This window comes from Streptococcus sp. 210928-DFI.4.42, from assembly GCF_020554365.1.
Taxonomy (GTDB): domain Bacteria; phylum Bacillota; class Bacilli; order Lactobacillales; family Streptococcaceae; genus Streptococcus; species Streptococcus parasanguinis_S.
In genome coordinates, this window is record NZ_JAJCHF010000030.1 from 1 (window position 1) to 23,056 (window position 23,056).

Below are 23,056 nucleotides of genomic sequence, written 5' to 3' on the forward strand. Positions count from 1 at the left end.
GCTCGACAATCCAAAAACAATTGAGAGGCTAGGACTTTTGTCCCAGCCTCTTTTTGTATTTAATCAACCTTTTCTACCTTTAGCAATTGGCCGTGTTTTAATTCATAAATGGTATCCACATAGGTCAGGATAGAGCGGTCATGGGTCACCATGATGGCGCTCTTGTTTTTGGATTTGACTTCTTTTTGGATCAATTGGGCGATTTCTTGCCCTCGATCTGGGTCTAGGCTAGCCGTTGGTTCATCGGCTAAGATGACCTGCGGATTTCCGATAAAGGCCCGAGCGATGGCTGCCCGTTGTTTTTGCCCACCCGACATCTGATTCGGGTATTGGTGGTAACAAGCTTCGATGCCAAGATCTGCCAACAAAGCCTTGACTTCCTCTTGGCGTTTTTTCTTGTCCTTTTCCCCTTTTAATTTGGCCACCAGTTCTAACTGGTCACCGATTTTCATATAGGAGAGGAGCTGGTGATCCTGAAAGATAAAGCCGAGCAATTCCAGCCGTTTTTGCGTCCACTGGCCTTGGTTGAGTCCAGTCAAGTCTTGGCCTGCGATGCGAATCCGCCCCTCATCCGCTGATAAAAGCAAGCCAGCGATGGCTAAAAGCGTGGACTTACCAGATCCTGAAGGGCCCAAGATGGCGACGAATTCGTTGGGTTCGACGCTTAAATTCAGCTGGTTGAGGACATGGTGCATCTGGCTACCATCGGCGTAGGATTTTCTGATATTTTCTAATTCGATAATGGCCATCTTATTCTCCATTTCCACCAATGACTTCGATTGGATCTACTTTTTTGATTTTGACAAGGGACAAGGCACCACACAAAATAGAGGTCAGGATAAAGCTAACCGAGATGGTGAGATTGTCCTTCAGGGTCATAAAGGAAGGGACGCTATTGGGTAAAAATGGCGCCATTATGGTTGCCAAGCCAAGTCCCAGCAGCACTCCGATGAGGGAGATAATGGTGAGCTGGGATAGTTGGACATAGGTAATCTGGCTCATGGACATGCCAATGGCCTTCAAGACGCCGAACTGTTTCAACTTCTGCAAGGTAAGGATATAGAAGAAAACCCCAAGGATAGCAGAAGAAGCGAGTAAGAGCACCCACGTGATCATCCGTAGCGTCAGATTTTGAGCCTTGTAGCCAGGGATTTTATCGATCACCTGCTTCTTATCCGCCACCATCAAGTTGCTGGCTAGATCACTAGAAGGGATGCTTTTCTTGGTCACAAGGGTTTGGGCTTGCCATTGATAGCTTGGATCTGTTTTTTGTCGCATGCCTGTGTAGGTATCCGAGCTGATAAAACCAATCTCGCTATAGCCGTATTTGGCATTTTTCGCGAAGGCCACGACCTTGAGTTTTTGCTTAGAGGTTTTATCGATCACGTGATCGCCGACTTGGATCCCTTCATCCTCTTTGAAAGAACTGTCCAAAATGATCTCGTTTTTCTTTAAGTCGGAGATCTTGAGGTCTGTATCTTCTATGATTGGGTTGAGGATTTCTTCTTCATTGTGATCGGTCGCGAAGTAGGTGATATCCAGAGTATTGGAATCCTCTGTTTTTGAGACGGTCGCCCGCTGGATGGACAAGCCCGAATAGTCCATCCCCTCTATCTTTTGGACCTCATCTAAATCCTTCACCTTAATAGTTGAAAAGGGGATAATCCCTTCTGAATCCGTCGAAAGGATGTAGTGCAGCGACCCATAGTTATCGATTTGGGCTGATACCGACCGGCCCAGTCCATTTGTCAGACCGGACAAGAATACCACCATAAACATAAGGATGGTAATGAGGAGTTCAATCAGGATAAACTTCTTGGGTTGGTATTTAATTTCATTCCATGCGATTTTCATATTCGTTCTCCTTTTAGCACGGAGGTGCTCGAGCAGGGTTGACGGCACCTAAACATACTCTACCATCATACCACAAGTGGGGGGATAATAGGGGGATGGTGTTTGGGGAGTATGAAGGAATCAAAAATTATTGAATGATAAATAATGAAATTATATTTTTCTAAAAAAAGAAACGTTTTCCGGAAAGTTGAGAGTTTGCTATGATGAATATTCAAGACTCAATTTAAGATTTTTAAAATTTTGTTATTTTTCAAATTACTGCTTTTAGGGGATTTCGCAATCGATAAATAAACAATTGATGGATAAGTCACATTGTATTTGACATTAAATGGACATTGGCAATATTTTGGAAGAAAATAAGTAGAGTAGTAAGTGCCTCTTTTATTATAAGCAAATTGTGCAAATTTTTTTGTTTACCCTTGAATACATTGATAATAGCCTCCTTATATTCACACATTATTTGATTTAGAGTAATAAACATGGTACAATGAAAGCGTATACAAAGATCGTGCAAGGAGGGAAAGAAAATGAAAAAAAATAAGCTATTGCTTGCTAGTGCGATTGTGATATCGCTTTTAACTCCAATGTCTCAAGTAAAGGCTGATTGGAAACGGGATAATGTTGGTTGGTGGTATTCACTGAACAATGGTTCTTATTATAAAAACACAGGAGCTTATATTGACGGGAAGTGGTATAGATTTGATGACAGAGGTTATATGATGACCGGCTGGCAGCCGATAGCGGAGCGTAATGCTACTAGTCTGAAAAAAATAAACTGGTCTTATTTTGATCCAGTAAATGGTGATCAAAAAATTGGCTGGCAAAATATAGATGGAAAGTGGTATTACCTTACTAGAAGTGGAGCACTTATTGGTGAGCAATTGATAGATGGGAAAAATTATTATTTTGACCCAGTTAATGGTGATATGCAAACAGGATGGGTATCTGAACAATTCCATTATGGGACAGAAAATATGTATTTCGACCCTGTAAGCGGAGAAAAAGTTAAAGGTTGGAGAAATATAGATGGGAAATGGTATTACTTTATATTTGGTGCCTTAAAAGGTTCGCAGAATTTAGATGGAGAAAAATATTATTTTGATCCGGTTAACTGCGATATGCAAACGGGTTGGGTAAGCATACAAGAGGCCTCTGGTACAAAAAGATATTATTACGACCCAGAAAGTGGGAAACAGCTATCAGGTTGGCAAGAGATAGATGGGAAAAAGTATTACTTTGGCCTGTATGGGGCATACAGTGGTCATATAAGTGGTTTAGATGGAAAAGATTATTATTTTGATTCAGATACTTGTGAATTGAAAATAGGATGGTTTGAGTCAGGTAAATATAAATATTATGCAGATCCAAATGATGGTGGTGCACTTGCAAGAAGTAAGACTTTAATTATAGACGGTATTTCATACACATTCGATAATGGAGGTACTCTTATAAACAATATACCTTAATTGATCAGCACCTTAAAAGTTAGATTTTTTTCTAACTTTCAAGGTGTTTTTAACTATGATGATAAAGAATTTTATTATATAACCAGAGTGAGTTATTAGGTAGCTAATAAGCTTCATTTATAATCATTGATAAAGTCAGTTGCTAAAATTTTAATAATAGAGCAGGTTATTTCTTTAATTACTTTTTGGTCTACTTTTAGATAATATCTTATATGATTTTATCTAAAAGTGGACACTGATAGCCTTTTAAAGGACAAATAAAAAGAGAGTGACTTTATATTTGAATTCGTTGACAGTGACCTCTTTATATCCACACATTATTTGATTTAGAGAAATAAACATGCTACAATGAAAGCGTATACAAAATATAAGGAGGAAATGCAAATGAAAAAAGCAACTAAGTGTTTGCTAGGTGGTGCATTGCTAATATTACTTTTAACCCCAGTATCACAAGTTAAGGCTGATTGGCATCAAGATAATGTTGGTTGGTGGTATTCACTGAACAATGGTTCTTATTATAAAAACACAGAAGCTAATATTGACGGTAAAAGCTATAAGTTTGATGATAGAGGATATATGATAACTGGCTGGCAATATAATGTGTATAATGGTGGAGATTACTCTGGGTGGTATTATTATGATCCTGTAACCGGTGAGGAAAAAAGAGGCTGGCAATTGATAGATGGGAAATGGTATTACCTTACTCCATTTGGAGCACGTTCTGGTCATGAAAATATAAATGGAAAACTTTATTATTTCGACCCAGTTAATTGTGATATGAAAACTGGTTGGATATCTAATCCAGGATATTCTGGTACGGAATGGAATTATTACGACCCTGTAAGCGGAGAAAAAGCTACCGGTTGGAGAAATATAGATGGGAAATGGTATTACTTTGAAAATAGTGCGTTAAAAGGTTTCCAAAAGATAGGTGATAAAAGATATTATTTCGATCCAGTTAATTCCGATATGAAAACGGGCTGGATATCTAAACAAGGATACCCTGGTCTAGAATGGTATTATTACAACCCAGAAAGTGGAGAAGGATTGTCAGGTTGGCAAACTATAGATGGGAAAACGTATTGCTTTGACGAATTTGGTAAGGCATTTGTAGGTCAGAGGACATTAATAGATGGAAAAAAATATTATTTTGACCCAGTTAATCGTGATTTAAAAACAGGCTGGCTTGATTTAAACGGAACAAGATATTATGCTGATCCTAACGACGGTGGTGCATTTGCAATGAATAAAACTTTAATTATAGACGGTGTTTCTTATACATTCAGTAGTGGTGGTTCTGTTATCAATAATGAGCCTTAATTGATTAACGCCTCAAAAGTTGGATTATTTCTAGCTTTTGAGGTGTTTTTAATTACGATAATAACAGACCACCCTCGCGGTGGTTTGTTCTATACTAGACATACATCGAAGAGGAGCTAGAAAAGAAGTGAGGAAAGGAGGATGTCTGTGCTAAAAAAAGGATTGATCTTTCTATTATTAGGAATTACTGTGTTAGTAGCTTGGCTTCTCTTTGTTCCGAATGAACAACCAGCTCTAAATTTTTCATCTAAAAATAAAATTGAATTGCTGGCAAGAATACTTGATCATCGTAATGCCAATACCATTAGAAAAGCTGGCTATGGGATTCCTTCAGACGCAGAGATCAGACGTGTGGGTGGCATAGACCAACTGGAAATGGATGGGGATTTGAAATGGATGGTACGAGTTCCTAGTCCAGATGACAATAAAATCTTGATTACCTCTTCAACGATCATTGAGGGTGAAAAAATAGATGTAGCCTTTTCATTAGATAAAGAGTGGGGATTACTACATGTTAGTTATTTCCATATTGAGAAAGATGGGACCACAAACCGAGTTGAGGTCAGTGATTCTCAGCAAACAGAGCTCCTAGAAAAAGTGCAAACAGCATTAAATCACTTTGTAAAAAAAATGGAGCAAGAGCTAAAGCCGTAACTAGTTATGGATATCTTAAAAAGAATGAAGTTCCGTAGTCTTTGGGTAGAAGGAGCTTTCAAAATAGATCAAAAAAAACCACCTTCGGGTGGCTTTTTTTCTATACTCGTTTTCACCATTTCGTCAAGGAGATTTCGCCGCTATTGAGCCAGATTTCTTCTTGATTGTCTAATTGGACCAAGAGTTGGCCGGTATCAGAGATGTCTTTGGCGAGGCCTTGATAGGTCTGTTGGTTCTGCTCAAAAGTGACAGTTCGTCCTAGGACCAGGGAGCGCTCTTTGTAGAGGTAGACCAGTTCATCGACATCTGTTTGGAAGAATTCCTTCCAGATCTCACTGATGAGGTCATTGCGGGTGATGGGACAAGGCCCTTCAAATAAGGAACCTGCCTTACTTTCTAGCTCTTCTGGGAAAGTAGGAATGGCTAAATTGAGACCGACTCCGATAATGACATCTGTGACAAGACCAGTCTCGATGGACGTGATAGCTTCGGTGAGGATTCCCCCAATTTTTTTATGGCGGTAGTAAATATCGTTGACCCACTTGATATCGATATCGATCAGGGTCAGGTTTTTAATAGCCTTGAAGATGGCTCCAGCGACCATGAGGGTATAAGGGGGGAGCTCCGCAGGGGGCAGTTGAGGTTTGAGGTGAAGGGACATATAGATGCCTCCTTGATCGGGGCAGTAGTAGTCACGACCAAAGCGGCCTTTTCCAGCGGACTGCGAATTGGCCAGGTAGAGGGCCTTGCCGTCTTGATGGGTTTCTATGCCTAATTTTGCGTCCAATTGGGTGGAGCTGCATTCTTCATTCAAGGACACGGTCAACTGGGTATTGCTTGCGATGACTTCAGGAAGAAGAATATCGCCTGAGACCAGTCTATAGCCCTTCTTTTTGAGGGATTCGATGACGACCCCATCTTTTTCTAGACGTTGGATGGCCTTCCAGATAGAGGTGCGGGAAACACCTAGTTCTTGCGCCAGCTGCTCCCCGTTGACATAATCATCTGCCTGAGAAAGGGTTTGAAAGAGGATTTCGTGTGTTTTCATAGGACCTCCTAGCGACTGCTGTCTCGAATCGTGAGTTTAGTGGCTAATTTGACCATATAGGGAACACTTGGTTGATTCCCTTGAAAGGTTTGTCGCAACATCTGAATGGCTTGCTTGCCCATTTCTTCCGTGTAGACGGTCACTGTAGAGAGGGCAGGAAAGACATACTTGGCAATCGATGTATCATTGAAGGAAATGAGACTGACGCGATCAGGAACTGCGATTTGATGCTCCTGAAGGGACCGAAGAGCCCCGACAGCTAAGGCATCACTGGCCATGAAAAAGGCAGTTGGCAAGTCGTCGCCCAATGCTTGAATCAGTTGCTCCATCATCTGATAACCCGACTCGGTCGAGAATTGACCAACAGAGACAAAGCGCTCCTCATAAAGTCCTTTTTCCGTGAGAAACTGTTGAAAGGTTCGTTGACGGGGATCCATCTGAAGTGGTGTCGCATCTGCCGTCTCTTCCTGCCCGACCAAGAGCCCAATCTCCTTGTGGCCATGATCAAGGAAATACTCGAGAGCGGTGATGACAGAATCTTCTAGATCGGTCGTCACACAGGAATGCCCTAGATAGAGGGTATTGCTATCGACAAAGATCAGGGGTTTGCCGTAGCTTTCTAGATCTCGAATGGTCTTGGGACTGAATTTCCCAAGAGCGATAATGCCGTCTGCCTCTTGAATCAAGGACCAATCGTCATTATTAAAGATACGAAAGATCTCATAGCCTAATTCCTGGGCTTGTTTTTCTAACCCCATCCGAATGGCATAGTAGTAGAGGTCATCTAATTCTTCTTCGCGTGTGTACCATTCAAAGATGACGATTTTATGAAAATCTTCAACTGGTTGAGGCACTGTTTTGCGGCTTTTCTTTTGGTAATGCAGGTCCTCAGCGATGCGAAGAATCCGACTGCGCGTGTCTTCACCAACCGATAAGGTCGCATCCTGGTTGAGGACGCGAGAGACCGTTGCCTGAGAAACGCCTGCTTTTTCTGCAATGTCTTTAATCGTTGCCATGGTTCATCCTTTATTGCTTACTAGTTCCAGTATACTCTAAATACTAGTAAAAAGAAATAAATTTTTACTAAATTTTATGTTTGCTACGATATTGGCTAGGAGTCAGGTGGCTATAGGCCTTAAAGGCCTTTGAAAAATAGAGGGGGTCTGAAAAGCCAACCGAGTAAGCCACGATCTTGATGCTTTCGTCTGTGTTGGTCAGTAACTGCTGGGCACGCTGCATGCGGACCGAGTGCAAGAATTCCTTGGGAGAGATCTGGTGAAACTCCTTAAAAACAGTTGTCAGGTAAGACCGATGGACATTGAGGTCATCAGCGATCTCTTGAATACTCAAGTGTTCTTTATTGTAATGCGTCTCAATCACATGCTTGCAGGTCAGATAGAGCTGATAGGTGGGAGATGGATGGCTCCGATGGATATCGGGAGCCACTTCACTGATAAGAAATAGCAGTTCATAGATCTGCGAGAGAAGGTGGAGTTGGTAGTGCGAAGTCATCTTTGAAGCCTCTGCCTTGTGGACGAGTTGTTCCATAAACTGGCCGATCCGTTCGGTTTCCACCTCTGTTTTCTTTAGAAAGCCTTTTTCATGCAAGGTAGAAAAGCGCATGAAATCACTTACCTTGGTGCCACTGATGCCAATCCAGTAGTAGGACCAAGGATCTTCAGCATCTGCCCGGTAGTAGGTCACCATATTTTTAGGGAGGAGGAAGAGATCTCCAGCTTCTAAGTGGATTTCATTTTTATTGATGTGAAAGACACCTTTTCCCTTGGTGATAAAATGTAGAACAAAATTGTCACGGACGCTAGGTCCGAATTCGTAGTTCTTCGGGCAATCTTCGTAGCCGTAAAAATCAAGGGATAGATCAATGGTGTCGGTTTGGTATTCAGAAAAGACTAACAAAGCTGAACCTCCTACCTAACATTTTACCATATAAGCCCAACAAAATTCTATTTTCGGAAGCGTTTACATTATGTAAAATAAAGACATGTTAAAAAAGAAAGATATGGGAACTAGAAATAAAAATACATAGTAATAGATTTTTAGGATCCAATGGGAGGAAGACATGGCAATTCGTATTGAACAAAATTTGTTCTATGTAGAAAGTAAGGGATTGAGCCTCATCCTTGAAAATCGTGATGGCTACCTGATGCTTAAGCATTTGGGACGTCCGATCCCGTCTTATCATTCTTCCAATACTGTGCATGAAAAAGATCATGCCTTCTCTGGGAATCCAACACCTGACAATCGCATCTTTAGTCTAGATACCCAGCGTCAGGTCTTGGGACAACACGGGCTTGGAGATTTCCGAAAGCCGTCGATTCAAATCCAGCACGGCGTTACAGAGGTGACGGATTTCCTCTATGTCGGAGCCAATATCTACTCTGGCAGTGTCGAGGCGTCCGCTCTTCCGAACCCTCACTCAGTAGATCAGGCTGAAACCTTGGCCTTGGTCTTTGAAGATGATCAAGCAGCACTGCGTTTGACCCTCTATTACACAGCCTACGAAGACCGGGCAACCATCACTAGCTTTTCAAAGATTGAAAACTGCAGTGATGAAACCGTCGTGATCCACAAGGCCCTTAGTGTGATGGCAGATGTCCCAGCAGGTGACTATGATGTCATCACCCTTCAAGGCGCTTATGCGAGAGAAAAAACAGTCCGCCGTCAGCAAGTAGAGCAAGGAATCTTCTCCATCAGCTCCAACCGTGGTGCTTCTGGACATGCCCAGACCCCAGCTCTTATCCTTGCTGACCATGAAGTGACCGAAGATGCCGGTTCAGCCCTTGCCTTCCAACTGCTCTACAGTGGGAATTTTGAAGGATTTGTTCAAAAGAATCAACTCAATGAAGTTCGCGTTGGATTGGGAATCAATCCAGAAAACTTCTCCTGGGAGTTGGCACCAAATCAGAGCTTTGATACGCCGGTAGCCATGATCAGCTACTCCCATAAGGGATTGACTGGTCTCAGTCAAGAAAGTCAAGCATTTGTCCAAAACCATATCATTCCTAGTCCCTTTGCTCATAAAGAACGTCCAATTCTGATCAACAACTGGGAAGCCACCTACTTTGATTTTAAGAAAGAAAAATTATTGGAGCTGGCAGATGAGGCTCAAAAAGTGGGAATCGAACTCTTTGTTCTTGATGATGGCTGGTTTGGTAATCGCTATGATGACAATCGGGCTCTCGGTGACTGGACTGTCAATGAAGAAAAATTAGGGGGAAGCCTAGCAGAACTGATCCAAGGCATCCACGACAAGGGACTTCAATTTGGCCTTTGGGTGGAGCCAGAAATGATTTCTGTTGATAGCGACCTCTATCGGGCTCATCCGGAATGGGCTATTCAAGTCCCAGGCTATGAACACACCTATTCACGGAATCAACTAGTACTCGATTTCGCAAATAAAGAAGTGGTTTCTTATATCAAGCAGGTCTTGGATGACTTACTTGGAAACCATGAGATCGACTATATCAAATGGGATATGAACCGCAATATCACCAAACTTGGAAATGGTAAAACCTACCTTGAAACCAAGATGCAATCCCATGCGTATATCTTGGGCCTCTATGAAGTGGTTTCTTACTTAACAGAGAAGTATGAGAACATTCTCTTTGAGTCTTGCTCTGGAGGCGGTGGCCGCAATGACCTCGGTATGATGCGTTACTTCCCTCAGGTCTGGGCAAGTGACAATACGGATGCCATTGCCAGACTTCCGATCCAGTACGGTTCTAGCTACCTCTATCCTACCATTTCTATGGGGGCTCACGTATCAGCTGTTCCAAATCACCAGATGGGACGGATGACACCACTTGAAACGCGAGGTCATGTAGCTATGATGGGAAATCTGGGCTATGAATTGGATCTAACCAGTCTTCCGCAAGAAGAGTTGGATAGGATTGCAGCTCAAGTCGCTCATTACAAAACGATTCGACCACTTGTTCAGTTCGGAAAACACTACCGCTTGATCAATCCAAGCCAAGGTAGCAATCAAGCAGCCGTCCAGTTCACTTATCAAGACCGCACGGTTGTAACCTATGTACGGGTCTTATCAACGGTTGAGGAGATCGAGCCGACCCTATACCTCAAAGGATTGGAAGAAGATGCGCTCTATCGCTTAGAAGGGACGGACCAAGTCTATTCAGGAGCTGAGCTCATGTATGCCGGCTTAACCGTCGTTCTTCCTCAGGGAGATTTCCTCAGCAAACAATATGTTTTTGTCAAAAAATAAAAGGAGACAGCCAAATGAAATGGTATAAAAAAATCGGACTTCTTGCGACAACAGGCCTAGCCTTGTTTGGGCTCGGTGCTTGCTCCAACGATGGAAAATCTGCGGATGGCACAGTGACCATCGAGTATTTCAACCAGAAAAAAGAAATGACCAAAACCTTGGAAGAAATCGCGCGTGATTTTGAAAAGGAAAATCCAAAGGTTAAGGTCAAAGTTGTCAATGTACCAAATGCTGGTGAAGTATTGAAAACACGTGTTCTCGCAGGAGATGTGCCAGATGTAGTCAATATTTACCCACAGTCCATCGAATTGCAAGAATGGGCAAAAGCGGGTGTCTTCGAAGATTTAAGCAATAAAGACTATCTCAAACGCGTGAAAAACGGCTACGCTGAAAAATATGCCGTAAATGGAAAAGTCTACAACGTTCCTTTCACAGCCAATGCTTACGGAATCTACTACAACAAAGATAAATTCGAAGAATTGGGCTTGAAGGTTCCTGAAACTTGGGACGAATTTAAACAGTTGGTAAAAGACATCGTTGCCAAAGGACAAACCCCATTTGGGATTGCAGGAGCAGAAGCTTGGACCCTCAATGGTTACAATCAATTGGCCTTTGCGACAGCAGCAGGTGGAGGAAAAGAAGCCAACCAATACCTTCGTTATTCTAAGCCAAATTCCATTAAATTGTCTGATCCGATTATGAAAGATGACATCAAGGTCATGGATATCCTTCGCATTAAAGGTTCGAAGCAAAAGAACTGGGAAGGTGCAGGTTATACAGACGTTATCGGAGCCTTCGCGCGTGGGGATGTCCTCATGACACCAAATGGATCTTGGGCTATCACCGCGATCAATGAACAAAAACCGAAATTTAAGATTGGGACTTTCATGATTCCAGGGAAAGAAAAAGGACAAAGCTTAACCGTTGGTGCGGGAGACTTAGCATGGTCTATCTCCGCTACTACCAAACATCCAAAAGAAGCCAATGCCTTTGTGGAATACATGACCCGTCCAGAAGTCATGCAAAAGTACTATGATGTGGACGGATCTCCAACAGCGATCGAAGGGGTCAAACAAGCAGGAGAGGATTCACCGCTTGCTGGGATGACCAAATATGCCTTTACGGATCGTCACTTGGTGTGGTTGCAACAATACTGGACCAGTGAAGCAGACTTCCATACCTTGACGATGAACTATGTCTTGACAGGTGATAAACAAGGAATGGTCAATGATTTGAATGCCTTCTTTAACCCGATGAAAGCGGATGTGGATTAGGAGTAGAGAGACGATGAAAAAAGTATTACAAAAATATTGGGCATGGGCTTTTGTGGTCATTCCCCTCTTATTACAAGCAATTTTCTTCTATGTGCCAATGTTCCAAGGAGCCTTTTACAGTTTTACCAACTGGACAGGTTTGACCTATAACTACAAATTTGTTGGCTTGAACAACTTTAAGCTCCTCTTTATGGATCCAAAATTCATGAATGCCATTGGCTTTACTGCGATCATCACGATTGCCATGGTAGTTGGTGAGATTGCCCTTGGGATCTTCATTGCGCGTGTCTTGAACTCTAAAATTAAAGGCCAAACCTTCTTCCGTGCTTGGTTCTTCTTCCCAGCTGTGTTGTCTGGTTTGACAGTGGCGTTGATCTTCAAACAAGTCTTCAACTACGGTCTACCAGCGATTGGGAATGCCCTTCATATTGAGTTTCTTCAAACTAGTCTTTTAGGGACTAAGTGGGGAGCTATCTTTGCGGCTGTCTTTGTCCTTCTTTGGCAAGGGGTGGCCATGCCCATCATTATCTTCCTAGCTGGTCTGCAATCTATCCCATCTGAAATTACAGAAGCAGCCAGAATCGATGGTGCGACGAGCAAGCAAGTCTTCTGGAATATTGAATTGCCTTACTTGTTGCCAAGTGTCTCTATGGTCTTTATCCTAGCCCTAAAAGGTGGGCTTACCGCCTTTGACCAAGTCTTTGCCATGACTGGTGGGGGTCCAAACAATGCCACAACCTCACTTGGACTCTTGGTTTATAACTACGCCTTTAAAAACAACCAATTCGGTTATGCCAATGCCATTGCCGTAATCCTGTTCTTCTTGATTGTAGTGATTTCGATCATCCAATTGAGAGTATCTAAGAAATTTGAAATTTAAGAGGAGAAGCACGATGAAACAAGATGAAAGAAAAGCCTTGATTGGCAAATACATTCTATTGATTCTAGGATCGGTTCTGATTTTAGTGCCACTCCTTGCCACCCTCTTTAGTTCCTTCAAACCAACCAAGGATATCGTAGACAATTTCTTTGGATTTCCAACCAATTTCACATGGGACAACTTTAGCCGTCTCTTGGCTGATGGGATCGGAGGCTATTATTGGAACTCTGTCGTCATCACTGTCTTGTCTTTACTTGCAGTAATGATCTTTATCCCCATGGCAGCCTACTCCATTGCACGTAATATGAGTAAGAGAAAAGCCTTTACCATCATGTACACCCTCTTGATTCTTGGGATTTTCGTACCTTTCCAAGTCATCATGATTCCGATTACGGTTATGATGAGTAAACTCGGTTTGGCTAACACCTTTGGTTTGATCTTGCTCTACTTGACCTATGCGATCCCACAGACCCTCTTTCTCTATGTCGGCTATATCAAAATCTCTATCCCAGAAAGTCTGGATGAAGCAGCAGAGATCGATGGGGCTAATAAATTCACAACCTATTTCCGTATCATCTTCCCGATGATGAAACCGATGCATGCGACAACAATGATCATCAATGCTCTTTGGTTCTGGAATGACTTCATGTTGCCACTCCTTGTCTTGAACCGGGATTCCAAAATGTGGACCTTGCCTTTGTTCCAATACAACTACGCAGGCCAATATTTCAACGACTACGGACCAAGCTTTGCTTCCTACGTTGTCGGCATTATCAGTATCACCATTGTCTATCTCTTCTTCCAACGCCATATCATCGCAGGAATGAGCAACGGCGCAGTGAAATAAGAAATAAGATACAAAGGGACGATTCAGCTTGCTGAAAATTTCTGTAGAAAAATAGGAAATCGACGTAGTGTGCTTGCACACAAGGAGATTTATCTTTTTTCCTAAGAAATTAGTCCCGTGTTCAATTCCAGATACAAAAGGACGATTCAGCTTGCTGAAAATTTCTGTAGTACCCTAGGGCATCCACATCCGTAGACTAATGAAGTAGTAACGGCTGTGGAAATATAGGGAATCTGAATAAAAAGCCTTGGCTTCTTGGAAGATTCATCTTTTTCACACAGAGCATAGGGCGTGTTCAATTCCGTATACAAAGGGACGATTCAGCTTGCTGATTTCAATCGTATCCTAGAAAGCAATTCTTAAAATACATAAACTTATAAAAGCCAGGTCTCTTCAGACTTGGCTTTCAAAAAAAGAAAAGGAAACCATTATGCCAATTCAAAATAAAACCATGTTAATTACTTACTCAGATAGCTTAGGAAATAACCTGAAGGATCTCTATGAAAATCTTGAGAAGCACTTTGGGGATGCAGTAGGTGGAGTTCACCTCTTGCCATTTTTCCCATCAACTGGTGACCGAGGCTTTGCGCCTGTGGACTATGACCAAGTGGATCCAGCCTTTGGAGATTGGGAAGATGTCAAACGCTTGGGCGACAAGTACTATCTCATGTTTGACTTTATGATCAATCATATTTCTCGTCAATCTAAATACTACAAGGACTACCAAGAAAAGCATGACCAAAGTGCCTACAAGGATCTCTTCCTCAACTGGGACAAGTTCTGGCCGGAGAATCGTCCGACTCAAGCAGACGTTGATTTGATTTATAAGCGCAAAGACCGAGCTCCAAAACAAGCCATCACTTTTGCGGATGGGACGACTGAGCATCTCTGGAATACCTTTGGGGAAGAGCAGATTGACCTAGACGTGACCAAGGAAGTGACCATGGACTTTATTCGCAAGACCATCGAACACCTGGCGAGCAATGGCTGTGACCTCATTCGTTTGGACGCCTTTGCCTATGCGGTGAAGAAATTGGACACCAATGATTTCTTCGTGGAGCCAGACATTTGGGATTTGTTGGATAAGGTGCGTGATATGGCGGCAGGCTACGGTGCTGAGCTTCTTCCAGAGATTCATGAGCACTATTCCATCCAATTTAAGATTGCCGATCACGACTATTATGTCTATGACTTTGCGCTACCCATGGTAACCCTCTATACCCTCTATAGCTCAAAAGTGGAGCGCCTTGCCAAGTGGTTGAAGATGAGTCCTATGAAGCAGTTCACGACGCTGGACACCCATGACGGGATTGGGGTGGTCGATGTCAAGGATATCTTGACAGATGAAGAGATTGACTATGCGTCAAATGAGCTCTATAAGGTAGGGGCAAATGTTAAACGCAAATATTCCACAGCAGAATACAACAACTTGGACATCTACCAAATCAATTCGACCTACTATTCAGCGCTCGGAGATGACGATCGTAAGTACTTCCTAGCCCGTTTGATTCAAGCCTTTGCACCAGGTATTCCACAAGTTTATTATGTTGGATTCCTAGCCGGGAAGAATGATTTGGAACTCTTAGAAAACACCAAAGAAGGCCGTAATATCAATCGTCATTACTACAGCAATGAAGAAATCGCTCAAGAAGTAGAGCGTCCAGTCGTGCAATCCCTTCTCAAGCTCTTTAGCTTCCGGAACAACTCGCAAGCTTTTGATCTAGAAGGAAGCATTGAGGTGGAAACACCAGATGATCATACCATTGTCATCACGCGCCAAAATAAAGACCAAACTTCCACAGCAGTAGCCCGAATCAATCTTGCTGAGGGTACTTACCAAGTGACAGAAAATGGTCAAGAAATGGTGTTTTAAAAAAATATGAACGAACTAAAGGATAAGTAAAAAAGCTTATCCTTTTTCTGTTTTAGATGTTGCAACCGTTTACAAAACTATAAAACAATGGTACAATATCTATTGAAAGAAAGGAGGTCGCTTTATGAAAAAAATCATTTATCCATCTGCGGCCCTATTAACGGCTTTTGCTCTATTATCCGTTCAAACAGCAAAAGCAGACACAGCTCAAGCGTCGGATCAAGTCAATGAACCGGCAGCAACAGTAGAAGAGGTGGTAGCTTCTCCAACGCCAGAAACCACCACAGAAAATCAGGGAGAAGTGGCCGAAACGCCGACTTCAACAGACCGTGCAGCTGTCCCTGCTGCCTCCCCAACGGTAACATCGACAGAGACGGCATCTCCTGAAGTGGAAAAACTGATTGAAAACATGCCACTTAAACAAAAGGTGACTCAAATGATCATGCCGGACTTCCGTAAGTGGCAGGAGGCTAATCAGGAGTCGCCACAGGATCTTACCAAGGTCAATGGTGAAGTGGCAGATGCGATTGATAAATATGATTTTGGGGGCGTCATTCTTTTTGCTGAAAACGTCAAAGAAACCAAGCAAACTCTGGCTCTGACGCAAGATATGCAAAAAGCAGCGATCGAAAACAAGGCCAATAACGGGAAGATTCCGCTATTGTTAGCCATCGACCAAGAAGGGGGAATCGTCTACCGCTTGGGTACGGGTACTGCCCTTCCTGGCAATATGGCCATTGGGGCTACCAATGATCCTAAACTTGCGAAAGAAGCCGGTCAAATCATCGGTCGGGAGCTTTCTGCACTAGGCTTGAATGTGGATTTTGCTCCGGTGCTAGATACCAATAACAATCCTCAAAATCCTGTGATTGGGCTTCGTTCCTTCTCATCTGATCCAAACCGGGTTGCCTACTTGGGTATTCCGATGATGAAAGGCATTCAGGACTACAATGTAGCCGTAGCAGCCAAGCATTTCCCAGGTCATGGAGATACAGCAGTCGATTCCCATACGGGTCTGCCATTGGTGGATAAATCTCTTGCCGAACTTGAAAAATTGGAACTCCTTCCATTCAAAAAAGCCATGGATGAAGGGGTAGACCTCTTGATGACGGCTCATATCCAATACCCACAGATTGAAAAAGATCAGGTTGTGTCAAAAGAAACGGGTGAGAAAATTTATGTTCCAGCGACACTCTCTGATGATATTTTAACGGGCTTGGTACGGAAGAAATACGGCTATAAGGGCGTGATTGTTTCTGATGCCATGGGAATGGATGCTATCGCTAAGAATTTTGGTGAAGTGGAAGCTGTGAAAATGGCCATCAAGGCAGGAGTTGATTTGGTCTTGATGCCAACGACCCTTCGCAGTAAAGCCGATCTGACTAAGATTGATACCATTGTCAATGCGGTGGTAGATGCGGTCCAAACCGGTGACATTTCAGAAGAACGCTTAAATGAGTCGGTTCGCCGGATTCTGACCCTCAAAGAAAAACGTGGGGTCTTGAATTTTAATCCAAGTGCTCGGACAGCTGAAAAAGCAGAAGAAGCAGTCGGATCTAGCCTCAACCGTGACTTGGAACGTAAGATTGCAGCAGCAGCGGTGACGGTTGTAAAAAATGAAGACAATACCTTGCCATTTAAGGTGCAAACAGGGGACCATGTCTTACTCTTAGGAGCTTTTGAAAACGAAGTTCCTGGACTCGATTTGGGTATGCGTCGCTTAATTGCTGACGGAGTGCTTCCAAAAGACACCTCCTTTGTGGCCAAGAACTTCACTAAGGAATCCACCCTTGATAGTCTAAAAGAAGATCTCGAAAAAGCCACTCACATCGTAGTGATTTCAGAGATCGGTTATGAAGGGCAACTGGATAAAGATTTCTGGCGGACCAAGATCCCAACAGAAATCGTCAATTATGCCAACACCAACCATAAGAAGGCAGCAGTCCTTTCTATCTCTAAACCTTATGATGTAGCCAACTATCCAGCAGCCAAAGCCATTTTAGCAGTCTATGGAAATAAGGGAATGGATCCAACGGAATCCCTCAAACCAGACAATGCATTTGGCCCTAATATTCCTGCAGGAGTGGAAGTCATCTTCAATGGCAAGGAACATCTAGGTACCTTACCGGTTGATATTCCAAAAATTGTAGACGGAAAAATGTCTGAAACAGAGTACGCCTACCGCATTGGTCATGGTCTCTTCTATTCAGCACCTGCACCATTGCCAACACCAGAAACCCAAGATCCAACTTCACCAGTTCAAGATCCAACTCATCAAACACAACCAGTAGAGGTTGGTCACACTGGAACACAGGTCCTTGTTAGCAAGCAAGAAAAAGCTAGCCCTCTTGATGGTCCACAAGTTACTCCGATCGCTGTGAAACAAGCCACTGATCAGGCTCCTGTAAGCGTGTCAGCCAGTCCTGCCTCATCGGTATTGCCAAAAACCGGTCAAACAGGGAACCTCCTCTCCCTCATGGGCATCAGCCTCTTAACCTTCCTTGGATCTTTTGTCTATCCAAGAAAGAAACACTAAGAAATGAAGAATCTCAATTGGGTGATTTCCCAATTGAGATTTTTGGTAAAGTTTTACTAAAATTAACTCGAACAATACCAAGTTAGCTGAAAATAAAATATGGTTAAAAACCTATATTGTAGGCTTTTTAAATATAAAATAAAAATTAAATAAAATTTTACTAAAAATACTTGAATTTTTACTTGTGATCAGATATAATACAAGTATAAAAACGTTTACAAAACTAAAGGAGTTTCTCATGACGACAACAATCACATCTCAAGATTTACAAGCAAAATTCCAGGCTGTCTTTGGGGAAAAGGCTGACCACACTTTCTTTTCACCAGGACGGATTAATCTGATCGGTGAACACACTGACTATAATGGAGGCCATGTCTTCCCAGCAGCCATCACACTTGGTACCTACGGAGCGGCAAGAAAGCGTGAGGATAAGGTCTTGCGTTTCTTCTCAGGAAACTTTGAAGACAAGGGGATCATTGAAGTTCCACTTGAAAATCTCCACTTTGAAAAAGAGCACAACTGGACCAACTATCCAAAAGGCGTGCTCCACTTCTTGCAAGAATCAGGTCATGTCATTGATAGCGGAATGGACGTCTATGTCTACGGCAATATTCCAAATGGATCCGGTCTTTCTTCTTCAGCATCGCTTGAGCTCTTGATTGGCGTCATCGCTGAGAAACTATATGATCTTCACTTAGATCGTCTAGATCTGGTCAAGATCGGGAAACAAACCGAAAATCACTTCATCGGAGTTAACTCTGGGATCATGGACCAATTTGCCATCGGTATGGGAGCTGATCAACGGGCTATTTATCTCGATACCAACACCCTAGAGTATGATCTGGTACCGCTGGACCTCAAAGACAATGTCGTAGTCATCATGAATACCAACAAACGCCGGGAATTAGCGGATTCAAAATACAATGAACGTCGGGCAGAATGTGAAACCGCCGTCTCTGAACTCCAAGAAAAATTGGATATCCAAACCTTAGGGGAATTGGATCTCTGGGCTTTTGATGCATACAGCTACTTGATCAAGGATGAAAATCGCATCAAACGAGCTCGCCATGCTGTACTTGAAAATCAACGGACCCTCCAAGCTCGTAAGGCACTTGAAGCAGGTGATTTGGAAGGCTTTGGCCGTCTCATGAATGCTTCCCACGTATCCTTGGAGCATGACTACGAAGTGACTGGTCTAGAATTGGATACCTTGGTGCATACAGCCTGGGAACAAGAAGGTGTCTTGGGCGCTCGTATGACTGGAGCAGGCTTTGGTGGTTGTGCCATTGCCCTCGTAAACAAAGATAAGGTTGAAGCCTTTAAAAAAGCTGTTGGCAAACGCTATGAAGAAGTCGTTGGCTATGCGCCTAGCTTTTATATTGCAGAAGTTGCGGCAGGAACACGGGTAATCGATTAAAAAGGAGATAGGATGACAGAACAGGTATTAGATGCATTTGTCACAGCCGTCATTGCGGCGAGTGACTACGAAGAGATGGATCGGATTTATCAAAAAAATCGCATCATGAGTCGCGTTGGAGAAGAAGGGCTAGACGCCCCAGCTCAAAAAGAAGACTTGATCGCACTCAAAGATCAGCTGGTAGAGATCGCTGTTGCAAATAGCAAGATCCAGGATAGTATGGCCGCCAAGGACAGCCTAGGCGCGGAGTTGATGGATTGGATCACCCCTAGTCCCAGTCAAGTCAACCATCGTTTTTGGGAGACCTACCGTCAGTCCAAAGAAGACGCGATTGCGGATTTCTATGCCCTCTCGAAGCGTAATGATTACATCAAGGTCAAAGCCATTGCGCAAAATATTGCCTTTGAGGCAGAAACTCCCTACGGTTCTCTTGAAATCACCATCAATCTGTCAAAACCTGAAAAAGATCCTAAAGACATTGCAGCGGCCAAACTTGCCAAAGCCAGTCATTATCCAGCCTGCAAATTATGCTTTGAAAATGAAGGCTATCAAGGTCGCCTAGACCATCCAGCTCGGGCCAATCACCGGATTATTCGCTTTGATATGGACGGTCATGACTGGGGCTTCCAGTATTCCCCTTATGCCTACTTCAATGAACACTGCATTTTCCTCGATAGCCAGCATGTTCCCATGGCCATTAGTCGCAAGACCTTTGAGCGACTCTTGACCATTGTCGAGACTTTTCCAGGCTATTTTGCGGGCTCCAATGCAGACCTGCCCATTGTAGGGGGATCCATCCTGACTCATGACCATTACCAAGGCGGACGCCACACCTTCCCTATGGAGCTGGCTCCTGTTGAGGAAAGCTTTAGCGTTGAGGGATTTGAGGCTGTATCGGTAGGGATTGTCAACTGGCCCATGTCAGTTCTCCGCTTGCAATCAGACGACAAGGCGCAATTGATTGCCCTGGCAGACCATATCCTCACAGCCTGGCGAGGCTACTCGGATCCAGCAGTTCAAGTCTTAGCGGCATCCGACGGTCAGCCCCACCATACCATTACCCCCATTGCACGGATACGTGATGGGCATTATGAACTGGACTTGGTGCTCCGTGACAACCAAACCTCACCAGAGCATCCCGATGGCATCTATCACCCACATGCGGATGTGCAACACATCAAAAAAGAAAATATCGGTCTAATCGAAGTCATGGGCTTGGCCATTTTGCCACCTCGCCTCAAGGAAGAGCTCAAGCAGGTTCAAGACTATTTGCTTGGACGTGAGAGCACAGTGGCGACCTACCACCGAGATTGGGCAGATGATTTGAAAGCCACTCACCCAGCCATCACAGACGAAGCAGAGGCAGAAGTCCTTGTCCGTGAATCAGTTGGCCAGATCTTTGCGCGTGTGCTGGAAGATGCTGGAGTTTACAAGCGAACAGCAGAAGGACAAGCTGCCTTTAGACGCTTTGTTGCGACACTTTAAGTGTGGAGAAGTGGCAGAAATTTGGTACAATAAGAGAGAAGACAAGAAGCGAAAGGAAAACAAATGGCAATACTCGTACTCGGAGGAGCTGGCTATATCGGTTCCCACATGGTGGACCGCTTGGTCAATGAAGGACAGGAAAAAGTCGTCGTGGTCGATAGCTTGGTCACAGGCCACCGTGCAGCGGTGCATCCAGATGCCGTCTTTTACCAAGGAGACCTGGCGGATCAAGACTTTATGCGCACTGTTTTTAAGGAACACGCAGATATCGATGCGGTCATCCACTTTGCGGCCTACTCACTGGTCGCGGAGTCCATGGCCGATCCATTGAAATATTTTGATAACAATACAGCAGGCATGGTCAAACTCTTGGAAGTCATGCATGAATGTGGGGTGCACTACATCGTCTTTTCTTCAACTGCTGCCACCTACGGCATTCCAGAAGAAATTCCGATTCTTGAAACCACTCCGCAAAAACCAATCAACCCTTATGGTGAAAGCAAGCTCATGATGGAAACCATCATGCGTTGGGCCGATCAAGCCTACGGGATCAAGTATGTGCCCCTTCGTTACTTTAATGTAGCGGGTGCCAAGCCAGATGGATCCATCGGAGAAGACCATGGACCAGAGACCCATCTCTTGCCGATCGTCTTGCAAGTGGCCCAAGGCAAACGCGAGAAGATCTCTATTTTTGGAGATGACTACCAGACACCAGATGGCACCAATGTACGGGACTATGTCCATCCATTTGACTTGGCAGATGCCCATCTTTTAGCAGTGGAGTATCTCCGAAATGGGAATGAATCGACTGCCTTTAATCTGGGCTCATCGACTGGATTCTCCAATCTTCAAATCGTTGAAGCAGCCCGCAAGGTGACAGGTCATCCGATCCCACTTGAGCTGGCCGATCGCAGACCAGGAGATCCTGATACCTTGATCGCATCCTCTGAGAAGGCGCGTGCCATCCTCGGCTGGCAACCCAAATTTGACAATATCGAAACCATCATCCAAACAGCCTGGGCTTGGCATTCCAGCCACCCAGATGGCTACAATGATCGATAAGGAGGGACTGCGGACATCATTTTTGAGACTTTTCTAATAACATTTAAAACGACAGTTTATCTTGCTAAATGACTCGTTTCAAACGTCAGTCATTTCCTTAACCATCATAAAAAGTGAGGTATTCAAAATGAATAAAACCACAAAAATGTTAGCCGTCTTCTTGACAGCGGGTCTTCTTTTAGCTGGTTGCGCACAAAAAGAGACTACAAAATCTACTAGTCCATCGTCTACTAAGGCGACAAGTAAAGCAACAACTAAATCATCCGCTAAAGAAAAGACAAAAGAGTCATCAACTGATGAAAGCAAAAAAGAAGATGCACTAGCAGGTGCACAAAAAACCGTTCTCGAAACAAGTGATGAAGCAGGTAAGTCAACTGTAACCTTGTATTACAAGGGAGATACCTTGTTGTTACAAGAAAAAGTTGATGATTACGACGTCTCAAAAGTGCCTGGTGAAAACCCTCTTGAAACCATGAAAGAAGCCGTCGCCAAGAGCCAAGAAAAATTCAAAGATCTGATGGGACATGGATTTGAACTGACATCAGAATACAAAGACGGAATCTTTTATATCCGCAATACCATTGATTACACAAAAATCGATTTTAATAAATTAAAAGAAATCGTCCCAGGATTTAATCCCCTAGATGACAAAACAGTTAGTTATTCAGTAACGAAAGACAGTCTTATCAAAGGCGGAATGGTAGAAAAATAAACAAAATGGAGAGCAGCTCAGTTTGCTGCTCTCTTTTTGTTTTAGTATGAATTCATGGGTATATTTTGGTAGAATAGGATTTAAGGAAAAGAGTATTTAAATGAGTGATATCTTTTTAGAGAGTGCAAATCATGATTTGCATTTGTATGAATAAAACCTTTAGTTGAGTGATTACAGTTAAGAAGTCCACTGACGAGTAGGAAGTATTGAGAAGATCTATCCAGTTTACTTATGCACTGATCAAACAATTCATCCCTTTTGAAATTAAAGATGTAATAGAAGGGGTTGGAAGAAATACAATTAAATATAAAAAAGAGGCTGGGACAAAAATCCTAGCCTCTCAATTGTTTTTGGATTGTCGAGCAAGACGCAGTGGTTGAGTGGG

General features: G+C 43.3%; 18 protein-coding genes. 13 read left to right on the forward strand and 5 right to left on the reverse strand.

The genetic code is table 11. The features are described 5' to 3' along the window. Positions 1 to 59: 59 nt before the first annotated feature. The gene (locus LIZ08_RS09385; protein WP_049472617.1) at positions 60 to 749 is read right to left on the reverse strand and encodes an ABC transporter ATP-binding protein; all 690 of its coding nucleotides are present in this window, start codon (positions 747 to 749) and stop codon (positions 60 to 62) included. Between the two features lies 1 nt (position 750). Continuing rightward, entirely contained in the window at positions 751 to 1,854 is a 1,104-nt protein-coding gene (locus LIZ08_RS09390; protein ID WP_201088180.1) for an ABC transporter permease, read from the reverse strand. A 527-nt stretch (positions 1,855 to 2,381) separates the two neighbouring features. Here LIZ08_RS09390 and LIZ08_RS09395 point away from each other — a divergent pair. The 3 genes from LIZ08_RS09395 (at position 2,382) to LIZ08_RS09405 (ending at position 5,294) form a co-directional block, all read left to right on the forward strand. Beyond that, entirely contained in the window at positions 2,382 to 3,320 is a 939-nt protein-coding gene (locus LIZ08_RS09395; RefSeq protein WP_129824116.1) for an N-acetylmuramoyl-L-alanine amidase family protein, read from the forward strand. 384 nt (positions 3,321 to 3,704) lie between these two features. Next, positions 3,705 to 4,640, forward strand: a complete 936-nt coding sequence (locus LIZ08_RS09400; protein ID WP_070594989.1) for an N-acetylmuramoyl-L-alanine amidase family protein — start codon at positions 3,705 to 3,707, stop codon at positions 4,638 to 4,640. Between the two features lie 141 nt (positions 4,641 to 4,781). Continuing rightward, entirely contained in the window at positions 4,782 to 5,294 is a 513-nt protein-coding gene (locus LIZ08_RS09405) for a hypothetical protein (protein WP_070594988.1), read from the forward strand. A gap of 112 nt (positions 5,295 to 5,406) precedes the next feature. Here the strand turns inward: LIZ08_RS09405 and birA are convergent, their stop codons facing one another. The 3 genes from birA to LIZ08_RS09420 all read right to left on the reverse strand — a co-directional run bounded on the left by birA (position 5,407) and on the right by LIZ08_RS09420 (position 8,259). After that, positions 5,407 to 6,342 carry a bifunctional biotin--[acetyl-CoA-carboxylase] ligase/biotin operon repressor BirA gene (gene birA / locus LIZ08_RS09410; RefSeq protein WP_227038741.1) on the reverse strand — a complete coding sequence of 312 codons (936 nt, stop codon included), beginning with the start codon at positions 6,340 to 6,342 and terminating at the stop codon, positions 5,407 to 5,409. 8 nt (positions 6,343 to 6,350) lie between these two features. Further along, complete coding sequence (locus tag LIZ08_RS09415) at positions 6,351 to 7,358, reverse strand: LacI family DNA-binding transcriptional regulator (protein WP_227038742.1); 1,008 nt, start codon at positions 7,356 to 7,358, stop codon at positions 6,351 to 6,353. A gap of 67 nt (positions 7,359 to 7,425) precedes the next feature. Next, positions 7,426 to 8,259, reverse strand: a complete 834-nt coding sequence (locus LIZ08_RS09420; protein ID WP_227038743.1) for an AraC family transcriptional regulator — start codon at positions 8,257 to 8,259, stop codon at positions 7,426 to 7,428. A 163-nt stretch (positions 8,260 to 8,422) separates the two neighbouring features. Between LIZ08_RS09420 and LIZ08_RS09425 the strand changes: the two genes are divergently transcribed. The 10 genes from LIZ08_RS09425 (at position 8,423) to LIZ08_RS09470 (ending at position 22,671) form a co-directional block, all read left to right on the forward strand. Next, on the forward strand, positions 8,423 to 10,585 hold the full coding sequence (locus LIZ08_RS09425; protein WP_227038744.1) for an alpha-galactosidase: 2,163 nt from the start codon (positions 8,423 to 8,425) through the stop codon (positions 10,583 to 10,585). A 14-nt stretch (positions 10,586 to 10,599) separates the two neighbouring features. Next, positions 10,600 to 11,859 carry an extracellular solute-binding protein gene (locus LIZ08_RS09430; RefSeq protein ID WP_134974561.1) on the forward strand — a complete coding sequence of 420 codons (1,260 nt, stop codon included), beginning with the start codon at positions 10,600 to 10,602 and terminating at the stop codon, positions 11,857 to 11,859. Between the two features lie 13 nt (positions 11,860 to 11,872). After that, the gene (locus LIZ08_RS09435) at positions 11,873 to 12,739 is read left to right on the forward strand and encodes a carbohydrate ABC transporter permease (RefSeq protein WP_024055928.1); all 867 of its coding nucleotides are present in this window, start codon (positions 11,873 to 11,875) and stop codon (positions 12,737 to 12,739) included. A 13-nt stretch (positions 12,740 to 12,752) separates the two neighbouring features. Then, positions 12,753 to 13,586 carry a carbohydrate ABC transporter permease gene (locus LIZ08_RS09440; RefSeq protein WP_021153463.1) on the forward strand — a complete coding sequence of 278 codons (834 nt, stop codon included), beginning with the start codon at positions 12,753 to 12,755 and terminating at the stop codon, positions 13,584 to 13,586. Positions 13,587 to 14,016: 430 nt separating this feature from the next. Then, complete coding sequence (gene gtfA / locus LIZ08_RS09445) at positions 14,017 to 15,459, forward strand: sucrose phosphorylase (RefSeq protein ID WP_227038745.1); 1,443 nt, start codon at positions 14,017 to 14,019, stop codon at positions 15,457 to 15,459. Between the two features lie 124 nt (positions 15,460 to 15,583). Beyond that, positions 15,584 to 17,995 carry a glycoside hydrolase family 3 N-terminal domain-containing protein gene (locus LIZ08_RS09450; protein ID WP_227038746.1) on the forward strand — a complete coding sequence of 804 codons (2,412 nt, stop codon included), beginning with the start codon at positions 15,584 to 15,586 and terminating at the stop codon, positions 17,993 to 17,995. A 238-nt stretch (positions 17,996 to 18,233) separates the two neighbouring features. Then, positions 18,234 to 19,412: a galactokinase gene (locus tag LIZ08_RS09455; RefSeq protein ID WP_264463582.1), complete on the forward strand. Its 1,179-nt coding sequence runs from the start codon at positions 18,234 to 18,236 to the stop codon at positions 19,410 to 19,412. A 12-nt stretch (positions 19,413 to 19,424) separates the two neighbouring features. Continuing rightward, positions 19,425 to 20,897, forward strand: a complete 1,473-nt coding sequence (gene galT, locus LIZ08_RS09460; protein WP_227038747.1) for a UDP-glucose--hexose-1-phosphate uridylyltransferase — start codon at positions 19,425 to 19,427, stop codon at positions 20,895 to 20,897. Between the two features lie 63 nt (positions 20,898 to 20,960). After that, on the forward strand, positions 20,961 to 21,959 hold the full coding sequence (gene galE, locus LIZ08_RS09465; RefSeq protein ID WP_024055822.1) for a UDP-glucose 4-epimerase GalE: 999 nt from the start codon (positions 20,961 to 20,963) through the stop codon (positions 21,957 to 21,959). Between the two features lie 127 nt (positions 21,960 to 22,086). Further along, positions 22,087 to 22,671, forward strand: a complete 585-nt coding sequence (locus LIZ08_RS09470; protein WP_227038748.1) for a DUF1307 domain-containing protein — start codon at positions 22,087 to 22,089, stop codon at positions 22,669 to 22,671. Positions 22,672 to 23,056: the final 385 nt, after the last annotated feature.